Origin of the sequence: Thioclava sp. (genome assembly GCF_048263065.1) — a bacterium.
Classification (GTDB): Bacteria; Pseudomonadota; Alphaproteobacteria; order Rhodobacterales; family Rhodobacteraceae; genus Thioclava.
Genome location: NZ_JBLXEM010000009.1, coordinates 1 through 14,369 on the forward strand (window position 1 = coordinate 1; position 14,369 = coordinate 14,369).

A 14,369-nucleotide genomic window follows, 5' to 3' on the forward strand; every position below is an offset into this window, starting at 1 on the left:
CTCAACCGCGCGCATTCGGTCTTCGTAGCTGTACATGAACTATCTCCAAGATAGTCCAACTTTTCGTCCGCACCCCCACCCGGTCTCTTTCAAGGCCAGCTTGACAACTTTGTCCCTGATCGCGTCTGGGATGCCCCTCAAGGCGGTGCCAAGCATTTCGTCATCAGCATCACTGGGAAGGACGTGTTCTCCCCCTCGAGGATCCACATACCTTCCGGAGGTGTAGCCGGAGCGCGTAACAATCGAACAGAAGTCCTGATTTTTCATTACTCCGGCCCAACGTCTGGTGACTATAGGTTCTTTCATCACGCTCATCTAAATTCAGTCATGAAAAGTTACTATCGTCGCAATGGCGCCGTCGCCTGGTAAAAGACAATGTGTTTATCAACAAAAGCGTTGTCAAAGAAGTTCCCTCGAAATTTCCTTCCCTGAGCAAGAAACAAAGACTTTTTGTGCCAGATACCAACACGATTTGAGCACATCTCCCTTCTTTATCCAGCGAACCTGCACCGCAAGAGAAACAGGAATTAGAGCGTTCGTTGAGGCTCTTGGAGCCCCCGGATTGAAGACGGCAGGAAGCCACGCTTCCCTCCTTCCACGACTGCGATAATGAAAAATGCCTCCTAAAAGATCGAACCTAGGACTCATTTCCCATTTATCAGAATGCGCCTGCTGCAGTGCTACTATATTTCTGTTGTTTTTGGCGCTATTTCAAAGCCATAAGCGCATTTTTATCCCCTTGCACTCGCGGCCTGTGGATAGACTATCCCCAGATATCGTAGCTCACCCCCGACTTATCCACTAGAAATTGCTTTACACAGCGCGTCCCCACCTACACGATATGTGGTAGGGAAAGGCGCACGAACCGCCGATCCTTGTATAGCCGACAAGCCTTTGGGGAGCTGCACCTCAGGGCACCAAAAAAGCCGGGGGGGTACGAGCATGGCACTGAGTGAAGACTATCTGAACGTCGAAGAACTGCACCCGATCGACATCGTCGAGACGCTGGCCGAGGCGCATGACTGGCAATTCGACCGCGTCACCGACGATCAGATCGCGATGGCCGTCGAGGGTCAGTGGCGCAGCTATTCGATCACGCTCGCCTGGTCTGATTCCGATGAAACCCTGCGCCTGATCTGCACATTCGAGATGGACCCGCCCCCTGCGCGCGAACCGGCGCTTTATGACCTGCTCAACCGCGTCAATGACCGGGTATGGACGGGTGCGTTTACCTTTTGGCCCGATCAACGGCTGATGGTGTGGCGCAACGGCCTTGTGCTGACGGGTGGGCAGATGCCCGGCCCCGAGCAGATTGACCGGCTGATCGGCGCTGCGGTTGCCTCGTCAGAGCGGTTTTACCCTGCGTTCCAACTGGCCACTTGGGGCGAGCGCACGCCCGAGGATGCGATGCAGGTCGCCATTGCAGAGGCCTACGGGCGCGCCTAATCTGCCCCCGAACACAAAGGGGGCAACATGAGTTTCGACAGCATTTCCGATCGTGGTTTGGTGATTTTGGGTTGTGGCCGTATGGGCGGCGCGATTTTGCAGGGACTGCTCAAGGGCGGCCTGCCTGCAAGCTCGGTCTGGGTGATTACCCCGCACCCGTCCGACTGGCTGCAAGCCACGGGCGTACATCTGAATACTGATCTTCCAAAAGACCCTGCGGTTGTATTGCTCGCCGTCAAGCCGCAGATGATGGCCAACGCGCTGTCACAGCTTTCAGCGACGCCAACGGGCGATACGCTATTCGTAACCGTCGCAGCCGGCATCACGATGGCGGGCTATGAGCGGATGCTGGGCGAGCAGACGCGCCTTGTGCGCGCGATGCCCAACACCCCCGCAGCCATCGGGCGCGGTGTGACAGCGATTGTCGGAAACGCCAATTCCACCGCGCAAGACCTTGATATCGCGCAAGAGTTGATGTCCGGCGTGGGTCAGGTCGTGCGCCTTGAAAACGAGGATCAGATCAATGCGGTGATCGGGATTTCCGGCTCTGGCCCGGCTTATGTGTTTCATCTGATCGAGGTGATGGCCGCCATTGGCGAGGCCGAGGGGTTGGCCCCCGAACTGGCGCTTCAACTCGCCAAGGCAGCCGTTGGCGGCGCTGGCGCGCTGGCGGAGCAGAGCGACGAAACGCCCGGCAAGCTGCGTGAAAACGTGACCTCTCCGGGGGGGACCACGGCGGCGGCGCTTGAGGTGCTGATGGATCCTGAAACCGGCATGGCGCCCCTGATGCGCCGCGCCGTAGCTGCCAATATCGCGCGCAACCGGGAGCTGGGGAAATGACGATCTCTTTCGATGATTTCATGAAGGTCGATATCCGCTGCGGGCGCATCACTGAGGCCCAGCCCTTCCCCGAGGCACGCAAACCCGCGATCAAGCTTTGGGTCGATTATGGCCCCGAGATCGGCGTCAAGAAAAGCTCGGCGCAGATCGTGACACATTACACCCCCGAAGAGCTGGTCGGAAAGCTGGTCTTTGGCGTGGTGAATTTCCCGCCCCGCCAGATCGGCCCCTTCATGTCCGAGGCGCTGGTGCTGGGCGTGCCCGATGAGGCGGGCGAGGTGGTGCTGCTGACGCCCGACAAGGACGTGGCTATCGGCGGGCGGATGTTTTGATGAAACTGCTTGTCACACGCCAGCTCACCCCCGAGGTCGAGGCGCGCGCGGCGCGCGAATTCGACGTGACCTTCCGCAATGGCGGCGCGCCAATGGATGAAGCCGAAGCCACGCAAGCGCTGGCCGAATACGACGCGCTACTGGTGACGCTGGGCGATCAGGTTACGGCGACGGCCCTCAAAACCGCGCCGCGCGCCAAGATGATCGCGAATTTCGGCGTCGGCTATAATCATATCGACGTCGCTGCGGCGCAGGCGGCGGGCGTCACGGTTTCCAACACGCCCGGCGCGGTGACAGATGCTACCGCCGATATCGCCCTGACGCTGATCTTGATGAGCGCACGGCGCGCAGGCGCAGGCGAGCGCTATGTGCGGCGCGGCGACTGGACCGGCTGGACGCCAACGCAGTTTCTGGGCCAACATGTCAGCGGCAAGCGCGTGGGCATCATTGGCATGGGGCGGATCGGAACCGCGATTGCAAAGCGCTGCCATTACGGCTTTGGCATGGAGGTGCTGTTCACCAAGCGCAGCCCCCTGCCCGATCCCGGCCTGCCTGCGCGCCAGGTCAGTCAGGAAGAATTGTTGAAAATGTGCGATTTCGTCGTCATCGCCGTGCCCGCAAGCCCAGCAACGCATCACCTAATCGGCGCACCCGAGATCGCAAAACTGCAACCCCACGCGCATCTGATCAACATCGCGCGCGGCGATATCGTGCAGGAAAGCGCACTGATCGCAGCGCTGCAAGCGGGCGCGATTGCCGGGGCGGGACTTGATGTGTATGAGCACGAACCGCATGTCCCCGAGGCTCTGCGCGCGCTTGATAACGCAACGTTACTCCCGCATCTGGGCACGGCTGCGCTGGAGGTGCGCGACGCGATGGGCCATATGGCGCTCGACAATCTGATGGCGTTTCGCGACGGCAATTCCCCGCCCAATCGCGTCACCGCTTGACCTTTTGCACGCCCCGCCCGAGTGTCGGGACAGGAGGAGCCAATGCAGCAAGCCGTCATCACCGGAACCGGGGTTTTCACCCCCGAACAGACCATCACAAATGCCGAGCTGGTCGAAAGCTTCAACGCCTATGTGGATCGTTTCAACGCAGAAAATGCCGCCGCGATTGCCACAGGCGAGGTCACGGCGAAAGATCATTCCTCGGTGGAATTCATCCTCAAAGCCTCGGGGATCGAGCAGCGCCATGTGATGGACAAAGACGGCGTTTTGGACCCCGCGCGGATGTATCCGCGCCTTCGCCAGCGCTCTGATGACGAGCCCGGCATCATGGCCGAAATCGCGCTGGATGCCTGTAACAGGGCGCTGGAAATGGCCGGGCGCGAGGGCGAAGACATCGACTTGGTGATTTGCGCCGCCTCGAACATGGAACGCGCCTACCCCGCGATTGCCATTGAAATTCAAAAGCTTCTGGGCGCAGGCGGCTTTGCATTCGATATGAATGTCGCCTGCTCCTCGGCCACGTTTGGCGTTCAGGCGGCGGCGGACATGATCCGCACCGGATCGGTGCGCCGTGCATTGGTCGTCAATCCTGAAATCACCTCAGGTCACCTCGAGTGGCGCGACCGCGACTGCCATTTCATTTTCGGCGATGTCGCCACCGCCACCTTGATAGAGCGGCGTGAAGACGACACGCAGGGGTTCCTGATCCGGTCCAGCCGCTGTGCAACGGAATTTTCCAATAACATCCGAAATAATAACGGTTTTCTGCGCCGCACGCGACCTGATGGCGTTGCGGATCGGCGCGACATGCAGTTTATGCAAGAGGGACGCAAAGTGTTTAAAGAGGTGATGCCGATGGTTGCGCAGCACGTCCTTGAACACCTTGGCGAAACCGGCGTCAGCCCGCAAGATCTGCGCCGTCTCTGGCTGCATCAGGCCAATAAAACGATGAATGATTTTCTGGGCCGCAAGGTGCTGGGCCGCGACCCGGAACCCGGTGAGCAGCCCAATATCCTGCAAGACTACGCTAATACTTCATCCGCCGGTTCCATCATCGCTTTTGCAAAACATTCCAATGACTTCACCCCCGGCGATCTGGGGTTGATCTGCTCCTTCGGGGCGGGGTATTCGGTGGGATCGGTTGTGGTCGAGCGGATCTAGACGCGCTCTCCCATCGCTTCGCGCCAGTGACGGCGGCACAGGCTGACATAGGTTTCGTTGCCGCCGATTTGCACCTGATCCCCGTCATGCAAGGCGGTGCCATCCGGCCCCATCCGCACCACCATCGACGCCTTTTTTCCGCAATGGCAAATCGTGCGCACCTCGCGCATTTCATCGGCCAGTGCCAGCAAAGCGGCCGAGCCGGGAAACAGCTTGCCCTGAAAATCAACGCGCAGGCCGTAACACATCACCGGCACGCCCAAATCATCCACGGCGCGGGCCAGTTGCCAGACTTGTGCGTCATTCAGAAATTGTGATTCATCAACAAAAATGCAGGCACAGGGGCCGGAATTAAGCCGATCCTTGACCATTTCGAACATATCGGTGTCTGGCGTAAAGCTCTCGGCCTCTGCCCCAATGCCAATCCGGCTTGCCACTTGATTATGGCCCGCGCGGTGGTCTAGCCGAGCCGTGATCAGCATCGTTTCCATGCCGCGTTCGATGTAGTTGTAGGAAGCCTGCAGCAGCAACGTGCTTTTGCCCGCATTCATCGTCGAATAGTGAAAATACAGCTTTGCCATGCGCTACGCCTTACCGCCCTGAAACTGCGGCGGCAAGGCTCTGCCTTCCGACTTGGGGTCCGTCAGGCAGAGCCCGTCAACACTGGATGATTTGGTATCCAATGTTGAAACTCACCGTGCGACAGGGTTTAGCCCCCGTTCTTATTGGCATATGATGTGACAAATCGTGCGGCGCGGTTTAAGGGGAATGGTAGGGGCATTTTCCCACAGTAAGGCGTTGAGATGAGCAATCAGGTCGGCAGCTATTTGAAGAAGCACAGTGAAGCGCTGGTGAAAGACATCGGTATCGAGGCGGCGGCACGTATTTGCGGCAAGTCCAAAGCGACGCTCGGGCGCTACTATTCAAACGATCCCGACAATGGCGCGCGCTTCATGCCCCTTGATGTAGCGGCCCGTCTTGAGGCCGAGGCAAGCTATCCGCATGTAACCGCCGCCATGGCCGATCTGGCGGGCGTAACACTGAGTTGGAACGAGGCGCGGCGCAACGCGTCGGGCAGTTCGATCAACTCGGATGTGGTCGCGTTAAGCCAGCGGTTTGCGATGCTGATGGCGGAATATCACGTCTCGATTGCCGATGGCACGATCAGCCTGAATGAGGCGAAACGGATGCTCAAAGAGGCGCAAGCCCTGCAAGAGGTTTTGTTAGAGGTCAAGCTCAAGCTTGAGGAAGGCGCCGCCTGCTAGGCACGATCTGCGCTGTCCATCCAGATTGTTACCGGCCCGTCATTTAGCAATTCTACCGCCATATCCGCGCCGAACTCCCCCGTTTGAACCGGCAGGTCCAGCGCCGCCAGATGATCGGCGAAATGGGTGTAAAGCTGCTCGCCCTGATCCGGCGGTGCGGCGCTGGAAAAGCCCGGGCGATTGCCGCGCGAAGTATCACCTGCGAGGGTAAACTGGCTCACAACCAGACAGGCCCCCCCGACATCGCTAACCGAAAGGTTCATCTTGCCCGCATCATCCTTGAAGATGCGCAGCTTGGCGACACGCGCGGCCAGCTTCTCGGCGGCAGTCGTATCATCGCCCGACATCGCGCAGACCAAGATCAGCAGCCCATGTTGGATTTCTGCTATTTTCGCGCCTGAAACCGTCACTGACGCCCGCGAGACACGTTGGATTAGTGCTCTCACGCGAGTTCCTCTGACCATGGTGGATTGGCCCCCGCGCGGCTAACAACCACGGCTGCCGCCGCAACGCCAAGATCCAGACAGGCGCGGATCAGCCCCTTATCGGCGCTTGCAACAGTGGCCTTATCCAGCGCATTGGCACGATCAAGCGCCGCCAATACGCCCGCGTTGAACGTGTCGCCCGCGCCGACTGTGTCGACCACTTCGACCTTGCGCGCCGGAGCAAAGACCGAATGCGCTGCGGAAAACCCGTGCGCGCCCGTCGCGCCTTCGGTCACGAACACCAGTTTCGCGCCGCGCGCCAAAACCTTTCGCGCCAATTCGTCAATCGTTCCGGGTCCTTCGATCCAACGAAGATCCTCATCCGAAATCTTAACGATATCGGCGACCGCTATCATCCGGTCCAACCGGGCGCGATACGCGGCCTCATCGCGGATAAAACCGGGGCGAATATTGGGGTCGACCATCGTGACGCGGTTGGGCGCCTCGCGCAGCATCAAGGCCTCGTAGCTCGCACCGCAAGGCTCCACCGGCAAGGAAATCCCACCGAAAAACATCGCCTTGACGCTATCTGGCACGGTTGGCAGATCATCCTCGGAAAGCATACGCCCGGCGGTGTTCTCATCATAAAACGCATATCGCGCGTGACCATCCACCAGCGTCACGAAAGCCAGCGTGGTGGGCCTGTCCGAGCGCACTGCCAGCCCTGCATCCACCCCCGATTCCGCCAATGCATTAACCAGCATCTGGCCAAACAGATCTTCTGAGAGCCCCGAGAAAAAACCCGAGCGCGCGCCCAATCGCCCCAGCGCAATCGCCGTATTGAACACCGCGCCCCCCGGATAAGGCGCAAAGGCGCTTTCGCCCTGCGCGCTTTGACGCGGCAGCATGTCGATCAACGCTTCCCCACAGCTCAGGATCATCTCGGGCCTCCCTATGTTAACGCAAACATTGCTACACTGCGCGGCTGTCTGCGACAATCCCTCTGCCTTCCAAGTGTTTTAAATATCCCGGGGGGTCTGGGGGGCAGCGCCCCCCAGCCTGTTTATTCTGCTGCTTCCACATAGGCCTCGAGCGGAGGGCAGATGCAGACCAAGTTACGATCACCGAACACGTTGTCAACGCGCCCCACGGGTGGCCAATACTTGTCCACACGGAAGGCTCCGGGCGGGAAACAGCCCGCCTCGCGCGAATAGGCACGGTCCCAGTCGGTCACCAGATCCTCGACCGTGTGGGGCGCGTGACGCAACGGGCTTTCCTCTGCGGTGATCTCGCCGTTTTCCACCGCCGTGATCTCCTCACGAATCGCCAGCAACGCGGTGATAAAGCGGTCGATCTCGGCCTTGGTTTCGCTTTCGGTCGGCTCCACCATCAATGTGCCCGAGACCGGCCAAGACATCGTGGGCGCGTGGAACCCGTTGTCGATCAGGCGCTTGGCGATGTCATCAACGCTCACCCCGACCTCGGCGAATTTGCGCGTATCCAGAATGCACTCATGTGCCACACGACCTCGGTTGCCCATGAACATAATCGGATAGGCCGATTTCAGCCGTGCCGCGATATAGTTTGCATTCAAGATCGCCACACGGGTCGCTTGCGTTAACCCCGCGCCGCCCATCATCAGGACATAAGCCCATGAAATCAACAATATGGAGGCCGATCCGTAGGGTGCTGCACTGACCGGCCCCGCGCCTGCCTCGGTCTGCGAATGGCCCGGCAGGAACGGCGCAAGATGCGCGCGCACGCCAATCGGCCCCATGCCCGGCCCACCACCGCCATGCGGGATCGCGAACGTCTTGTGCAGGTTGAGGTGGCTGACATCGCCGCCAATCTCGCCGGGTTTCACCAGCCCGACCAGCGCGTTCATATTGGCCCCGTCGATATAGACCTGACCGCCGTGGCTATGGGTGATCTCGCAGACCCGTTTGACGGCTTCCTCAAACACGCCATGCGTCGAGGGATATGTGATCATGCAAGCCGCAAGGTTGTCGCCGGCCGCCTTGGCTTTAGCCTCGAAATCCTCAAGGTCGATGTCCCCATTAGGCGCGGAATTAACCACAACCACCTTCATCCCCGCCATATGCGCCGAGGCCGGATTGGTGCCATGCGCCGACATCGGAATGAGGCAGACATTGCGTTGATCATCGCCATTGGCGCGGTGATAGGCCGAGATCGTCAACAGCCCCGTATATTCGCCTTGCGCGCCGGAATTGGGTTGCATCGAGAACGCGTCATAGCCGGTGATTTCGCACAGCTTTTCGGTCAGATCGGCGATCGCCTCGTGATAGCCCGCCGCCTGATCGGTAGGCACGAACGGGTGCAAGGACCCAAATTCGGGCCATGTAAGCGGCATCATTTCGGCGGCTGCATTCAGCTTCATCGTGCACGATCCCAGCGGAATCATCGCCCGATCCAGCGCCAGATCGCGATCAGAGAGGCGGCGCATATAGCGCATCATTTCGCTTTCCGCGCGGTTCATGTGAAACACCGGATGGGTCAGATATTCGCTGTCGCGCAGCATCGCTTCGGGCACGCCCAGGCGTCCGGGTTGCGGGCCCGCTGCCTCAATCCCGAAGGCATCCAGCAGCCGCGTCACGATCCCCTCATCGGTAGTTTCATCCAACGAGATACCAACGCGATCTCGCCCCACTTTGCGCAGGTTGATCCCGCGATGACGCGCGGCGGCCATAATGCCTGCCTGCCCCACGCCGACCTCGACGGTGAGCGTGTCAAAGAACGCATCGGGTTCGACCACGGCCCCCGCCTCACGCAGCGCGTTGGCGACATGGGTGGTGATGAAATGCACCCGCTCGGCAATCGCGCGCAGCCCCATCGGGCCGTGAAAAACGGCGTAGAAACTAGCCATGACCGCCAGCAGTGCCTGCGCGGTGCACACGTTCGAGGTGGCTTTTTCACGCCGGATATGTTGCTCGCGGGTTTGCAGCGACAGGCGATAGGCGCGGTTGCCATGGGCATCGACCGAGACCCCCACGATCCGCCCCGGCATCGCGCGCTTCATGTCATCGCGACACGCCATAAAGGCGGCGTGCGGGCCGCCATAGCCCATCTGCACACCGAACCGCTGCGCCGAGCCGACTGCGATATCGGCCCCCATCGCGCCGGGTTCCTTAAGCAGGCACAGTGCCAGCAGATCGGTCGCAATGATCGCGACGGCCTTCGCGCCGTGTAGGGCCTCGCATTGCGCGCTGAAATCACGCACATGGCCATAGGTGCCGGGATATTGGAAAATCGCACCAAAGACCTGATCGGCCACCAGATCATCCGGCGCGCCTACGATCACCTCAATCCCCAGCGGATGCGCGCGGGTCTTGATCACGTCGATGGTCTGGGGATGGCAATTTTCATCGACGAAAAACGCGCCCGCTTTGGATTTCGCCACGCGCTGCGCCATTGTCATTGCCTCGGCCGCCGCCGTTGCCTCATCCAGCAGCGAGGCATTGGCTACGGGCAGCCCGGTCAGATCGGACACCACCGTTTGAAAGTTCAGCAGCGCCTCAAGACGGCCCTGCGCGATCTCGGGCTGATAGGGCGTGTAGGCGGTATACCAAGCCGGATTTTCAAGGATATTGCGCTGGATCGCTGGCGGGGTAACCGTGCCGTAATAGCCCTGCCCAATCAGCGAAACCATCACGCGGTTCTTTTTACCCATCTCCTGCATCTTTTGCAGCAGCGCATATTCGGTCAGCGGCGCCCAGCCAAGCGGCTCGGCCTGACGGATGGATTTGGGAACCGTCTCATCAATCAGCGCATCCAGATCGCGCGCCCCCACGGCCTTAAGCATCTCGGCCATCTCGGACGGGGACGGCCCGATATGGCGGCGATTGGCGAAATCATAAGTGTCATAGGTCGAGGGGGTGAACATGGCGATTATCCGATAAATTTGGTGTAAGCGGCTTCATCCATAAAGCCATCAAGCGCGGTCATGTCCGCCAATTTCATCTTGAAAAACCACGCCTTACCCGTCGGATCTTCGTTCACAAGGCCCGGATTGTCAGCCAGTTCGTCGTTCACTTCGACGATCTCGCCATCCAGCGGCGCCATAATGTCAGACGCAGCCTTGACGCTTTCGATCACGCAAATTTCGTCGCCCTTGGACACCTCTGTGCCGGCCTCGGGCAGCTCAACGAACACTACATCGCCAAGCTGTTCGCTTGCGTGTTTCGTGATGCCGACGACGACCACGTCGCCCTCGGTTTTCAGCCATTCATGGTCTTGCGTGAATTTCATCTTTTGCTCTCCTGTTGATCGTTTTTCAGCGTTTGTAGGTGGTGGGTTGGAATGGCATCGCCGCGATCACGGCGGGCAGGCGTTTGCCGCGAACCTCGCCGTAAACGGTGCTGCCCTCAGCCAGATCGGCGGGCAAATAAGCCATCGCCATCGGGGCCTCAATCGAAGGGCCAAAGCCGCCCGAGGTGACGATGCCAATCGCCGCGCCCCCTTCGGCATTGGCGTAGATCTTGACGCCCTCGCGCATCGGAGCGCGGCCCTGCGGGCGCAGGCCAACGCGTTGGCGCGCGGCCCCGTTTTCAAGCTGGGCAAGGATCACGTCGGCACCGGGAAAGCCGCCCTCGCGCGCCCCGCCCTTGCGCCGGATCTTCTGGATCGCCCAAGCGAGATTGGCCTCAACGGGCGTTGTCGTGGTGTCGATATCATGACCATACAGGCACAGCCCCGCCTCAAGACGCAGGCTGTCACGCGCCCCCAAACCAATCGGCTCGACCGTCTCGATTGCCAGCAACGCGCGCGCAAATGCGTCGGCCTGCGCGGCGGGAACCGAGATTTCAAAGCCATCCTCGCCCGTGTAGCCCGAGCGCGAAATCCACAACTCTGCCCCCTGCCAGCCAAACGTGGCGACATCCATGAACCGCATCGCGGCCACGCCCGTCACCAACGTTTCCAACGCCGCTTCAGCCGCCGGACCTTGCAGCGCCAAAAGCGCACGGTCGGTGATTTCGACAACCTCGGGAATATTGGCGCGCAGATGGGCCAGATCGCCCTCTTTGCAGGCGGCATTGACCACGACGAACAGATGATCGCCGCGATTGGCGACCATCAGATCGTCCAATATCCCGCCCGTGTCATTGGTGAACATCGCATAGCGCTGCCGCCCTTCGCCCAGCCCGACCAGATTGACCGGCACCAGCGCCTCAAGTGCCGCCGCCGCATCCGGCCCCGGCAAAATCACCTGCCCCATATGGCTGACATCGAACAGCCCGGCCGCGGCGCGAGTGTGCAAATGCTCTTTCATCACGCCCAGCGGGTATTGCACGGGCATCGCATAGCCCGCAAACGGCACCATTTTCGCGCCAAGTTCGATGTGTAGATCGTAAAGCGGCGTCTGTTTCAGATCGCTCATCCGGCTCTCTCCCTTTAGCCGGATTGTCCGGCATCGACCAATGGGCCAAATGGCCCGCCCGATGCCCCCTCTGTCCGTACCCAGCCCTTACGGGTTTCGGGCGCCTGAGATCGTTATCCCTTCGGCGGGCGCATCTGCGCCACTCTCCAGAGTCCTTGGTGAAATGCGGTCCTTTTGCCTGAGAGTTTACCGGGGCGGTTGCTCCTTCGGCACCGCAGCTTTCGCCGCAGCTTCTCCCGTATTCCACCCCAATCGCATAGCCGAGGCGCACGCGCCCTGACAAGCCTGATTCGCCAGATGCGCCGTTTTGAGGCCAAAAGCGACCTGCGCGCGCGCGCAAAATGCCCAAGGAACAGGCGATGCGGCGCGCTAAAAACGCGCTGCATTCAAATCTTGCTGACCGGACATTGGCTCAGCAGTTTTTTCACATCACGCGCACTGCAAAGATCGGTCGCCGGCGAGGTCACCGCCGCCGAGGCCCCCGCCGCCCCGTGACGCAACGCCTCGGGCAAGGGCTTGTCGCGCGCCAGTGCCAGCGTAAAGGCCGCCACGAAACTATCGCCCGCCCCGACCTTGGAGACGACCTTGACCTTGGCGGCCTTGGCAAACCAGCGCCCCTCGCGCGTGGCCAGCACGTTGCCCTCAGAGCCGCGCGCCACGATCACCGCATGGGCCAGCCCACGCCCCACAAGGTCTTGCGCGAAATCGGCGCTGTCGGTGCGGGTGGGCAAGGGGTGGCCTGCGAGTTCCTCGGCCTCCAGCTCATCCATGCGCAGCAGATCGGCGGGGGGCGATTTCGCCCTAAGCAGATAGTGCAGCGCCTTGCCCGAGGTATCAAGGAACAGCCGCGCCTTCGTGCGCGCGATTTTGGCGGCAAGCCTTGCGGGGAAATCCACTGGAACACCGGGGGGTTGGCTGCCTGACAGCACCACGATCCCGCCCTCGGGCGCGGCGCGCGCGATCCGGCTGAGCGCCTTTGACACGTCGCGCTCGCCCCAATCGGGGCCGGGCATGACGAAACGATATTGCTCGCCCGTGGCGGTGTCGGTGGCGGTCAGGCTCATGCGCGTTTCACCCGGCGCGGGAAAGGGATAAACGCCGATCCCCGCCTCAGCCAGCAGCCGCATCACCTTGTCGCCCGTCGGCCCGCCCAGCGCCACGAAGGCGGTCGAGTTGCCCCCAAGCGCCGTGATCGCGCGGCTGACATTCAGCCCGCCACCGCCGGGATCGGTTTGCGGGCGCGTGCAGCGCAGCTTGCGCTCGGGCAAAATTCCCTCGGTCGAGGTCGACAGATCAACCGTGGGGTTGAGCGTGATCGTCAATATGGCCGTCATCGCGAAATCCTTGACTGGCGGAAGGGTCTTGGGCGCAATCATCGCAGGTCACTGCTCGCGATCCAAGAGGAGTTGCGCCCGCTTATAAAAGCAGTACGGGCCGCACTTTTCCAGTGCCGCCCGTTCCAGTTCTAAACCCTTATATCACGCTCGTGCGTCGCAGCTTACAGATCAAGCTGGTATCCGGTCGGCACAAAGCGATAGCCCGGCCCGGCCGTTTCAAGAAAACCCGTGCCGGGGAACGGCATGTGATAGCCGATAAAGGGTAGACGATCGGCAGCAACCATGCCCAGCAGCGATTTGCGCGTCGCGGCAGCCTTCGTCTTGTCCATGTCAAAGCGCACTTCCCATTCGGGGCGGCGCAGCGACCAGACGTAGTGGTTGGCAGTATCCACGGCCAACACCAATCCCTTGCCACCGCTTTCCACCATAAAGGCCATGTGGCCCGGGGTATGACCAAACGCCTCAACAGCCGTAATCCCCGAGACAACCGAATCCCCGCCTTTGATAAAGGCGAATTGATCTTCGAGCGGGCGCACTTTGGCCTCGAACGTGTCATTGCCCGCCTTGGACCAGTGATCGAACTCGGTCTGGCCGGTGATGTAGCGCGCATTCTTGAACGTCGCGCCACCCTCGCCCATCAACCCGCCGATGTGATCGCCGTGCATGTGGGTGATGACAACGGTGGTGATATCTTCAGGCGCATGACCAGCAGCGGCAAGCGCTGAACTGGTGCCATCGGCACTCAGCCCTGTATCGAACAGAATCTTCTCGTCGCCCGCCTCGATCAAGGTCGGAGTGAAGAAATTGAGCGATTTGTCAGCGGGAATGAACGCTTCTTTCGAGAGGTCGGCGAACTCTTCGTCGCTGGCGTTCAGGCCAAACGTGCCGTGGGGGTCTTCCATCGGGCGATTGGCTGCAAGCAGCGTCGTCACGGCCATATCGCCAAGCTGCATACGGCGGTAAGGCGGAATTGCGGGAGGGGCTTTGGCCATTTCGTCTTGGGCCTGCGCCATCGTAGCGCCAAGAATTGCAGGGGCGGCAGGCAGGGCAGCGGCGGTCATAATGGCCGTTCGGCGTGTCATAAGTCTGCGGGTCATCGGTCTCTCCTGGTCGGCGGACATGTATCTTGCGGGTCAAAAGTAGCGCAAAGCACCCTGATGACGAAGCCCAAACGCACGAGAACGTGATTGGGTTCGCTCCTGCGAGAGAATATTTGCC

14 protein-coding genes and 1 riboswitch are annotated in these 14,369 nt (G+C 60.6%); of the genes, 6 read left to right on the plus strand and 8 right to left on the minus strand.

What is annotated here, in order from left to right; translation table 11 throughout:
- Positions 1 to 942 precede the first annotated feature (942 nt).
- Genes ACN0SD_RS12965 through ACN0SD_RS12985 form a run of 5 tightly spaced genes read left to right on the plus strand, consistent with a single transcriptional unit; the run spans position 943 to position 4,729 of the window.
- Positions 943 to 1,446: a YbjN domain-containing protein gene (locus tag ACN0SD_RS12965; protein WP_038129498.1), complete on the plus strand. Its 504-nt coding sequence runs from the start codon at positions 943 to 945 to the stop codon at positions 1,444 to 1,446.
- Positions 1,447 to 1,473: 27 nt separating this feature from the next.
- Entirely contained in the window at positions 1,474 to 2,286 is an 813-nt protein-coding gene (gene proC, locus ACN0SD_RS12970; RefSeq protein WP_417808657.1) for a pyrroline-5-carboxylate reductase, read from the plus strand.
- The gene (locus ACN0SD_RS12975; protein WP_417808658.1) at positions 2,283 to 2,618 is read left to right on the plus strand and encodes a tRNA-binding protein; all 336 of its coding nucleotides are present in this window, start codon (positions 2,283 to 2,285) and stop codon (positions 2,616 to 2,618) included. Before proC ends, ACN0SD_RS12975 begins: the two co-directional genes overlap by 4 nt.
- Positions 2,618 to 3,568, plus strand: coding sequence for a 2-hydroxyacid dehydrogenase (locus tag ACN0SD_RS12980; RefSeq protein WP_417808659.1), 951 nt, complete (start codon positions 2,618 to 2,620; stop codon positions 3,566 to 3,568). Before ACN0SD_RS12975 ends, ACN0SD_RS12980 begins: the two co-directional genes overlap by 1 nt.
- 42 nt (positions 3,569 to 3,610) lie before the next feature.
- Positions 3,611 to 4,729, plus strand: coding sequence for a beta-ketoacyl-ACP synthase III (locus ACN0SD_RS12985; protein ID WP_417808660.1), 1,119 nt, complete (start codon positions 3,611 to 3,613; stop codon positions 4,727 to 4,729).
- Here ACN0SD_RS12985 and ACN0SD_RS12990 read toward each other — a convergent pair.
- On the minus strand, positions 4,726 to 5,310 hold the full coding sequence (locus tag ACN0SD_RS12990; protein ID WP_417808661.1) for a thymidine kinase: 585 nt from the start codon (positions 5,308 to 5,310) through the stop codon (positions 4,726 to 4,728). The genes ACN0SD_RS12985 and ACN0SD_RS12990 overlap by 4 nt on opposite strands.
- Before the next feature lie 222 nt (positions 5,311 to 5,532).
- Between ACN0SD_RS12990 and ACN0SD_RS12995 the strand changes: the two genes are divergently transcribed.
- On the plus strand, positions 5,533 to 5,994 hold the full coding sequence (locus ACN0SD_RS12995; protein WP_417808662.1) for a hypothetical protein: 462 nt from the start codon (positions 5,533 to 5,535) through the stop codon (positions 5,992 to 5,994).
- Here the strand turns inward: ACN0SD_RS12995 and dtd are convergent.
- The 7 genes from dtd to ACN0SD_RS13030 form a co-directional block, all read right to left on the minus strand.
- Complete coding sequence (gene dtd / locus ACN0SD_RS13000) at positions 5,991 to 6,440, minus strand: D-aminoacyl-tRNA deacylase (protein ID WP_417808663.1); 450 nt, start codon at positions 6,438 to 6,440, stop codon at positions 5,991 to 5,993. The two genes, ACN0SD_RS12995 and dtd, sit on opposite strands and share 4 nt — an antisense overlap.
- The gene (locus ACN0SD_RS13005) at positions 6,437 to 7,360 is read right to left on the minus strand and encodes a carbohydrate kinase family protein (protein WP_417808664.1); all 924 of its coding nucleotides are present in this window, start codon (positions 7,358 to 7,360) and stop codon (positions 6,437 to 6,439) included. The genes dtd and ACN0SD_RS13005 overlap by 4 nt, the downstream gene beginning before the upstream one ends.
- Positions 7,361 to 7,482: 122 nt before the next feature.
- Positions 7,483 to 10,320 carry an aminomethyl-transferring glycine dehydrogenase gene (gene gcvP / locus ACN0SD_RS13010; RefSeq protein WP_417808665.1) on the minus strand — a complete coding sequence of 946 codons (2,838 nt, stop codon included), beginning with the start codon at positions 10,318 to 10,320 and terminating at the stop codon, positions 7,483 to 7,485.
- 5 nt (positions 10,321 to 10,325) lie between these two features.
- Entirely contained in the window at positions 10,326 to 10,685 is a 360-nt protein-coding gene (gene gcvH, locus ACN0SD_RS13015) for a glycine cleavage system protein GcvH (protein ID WP_417808666.1), read from the minus strand.
- A gap of 25 nt (positions 10,686 to 10,710) precedes the next feature.
- Positions 10,711 to 11,814, minus strand: coding sequence for a glycine cleavage system aminomethyltransferase GcvT (gene gcvT, locus ACN0SD_RS13020; protein WP_417808667.1), 1,104 nt, complete (start codon positions 11,812 to 11,814; stop codon positions 10,711 to 10,713).
- Positions 11,815 to 11,970: 156 nt separating this feature from the next.
- Positions 11,971 to 12,063: riboswitch (glycine riboswitch) on the minus strand.
- A 137-nt stretch (positions 12,064 to 12,200) separates the two neighbouring features.
- Positions 12,201 to 13,148: a 1-phosphofructokinase family hexose kinase gene (locus tag ACN0SD_RS13025; protein WP_417808668.1), complete on the minus strand. Its 948-nt coding sequence runs from the start codon at positions 13,146 to 13,148 to the stop codon at positions 12,201 to 12,203.
- A 164-nt stretch (positions 13,149 to 13,312) separates the two neighbouring features.
- Positions 13,313 to 14,248 carry an MBL fold metallo-hydrolase gene (locus tag ACN0SD_RS13030; protein ID WP_417808669.1) on the minus strand — a complete coding sequence of 312 codons (936 nt, stop codon included), beginning with the start codon at positions 14,246 to 14,248 and terminating at the stop codon, positions 13,313 to 13,315.
- Positions 14,249 to 14,369: the final 121 nt, after the last annotated feature.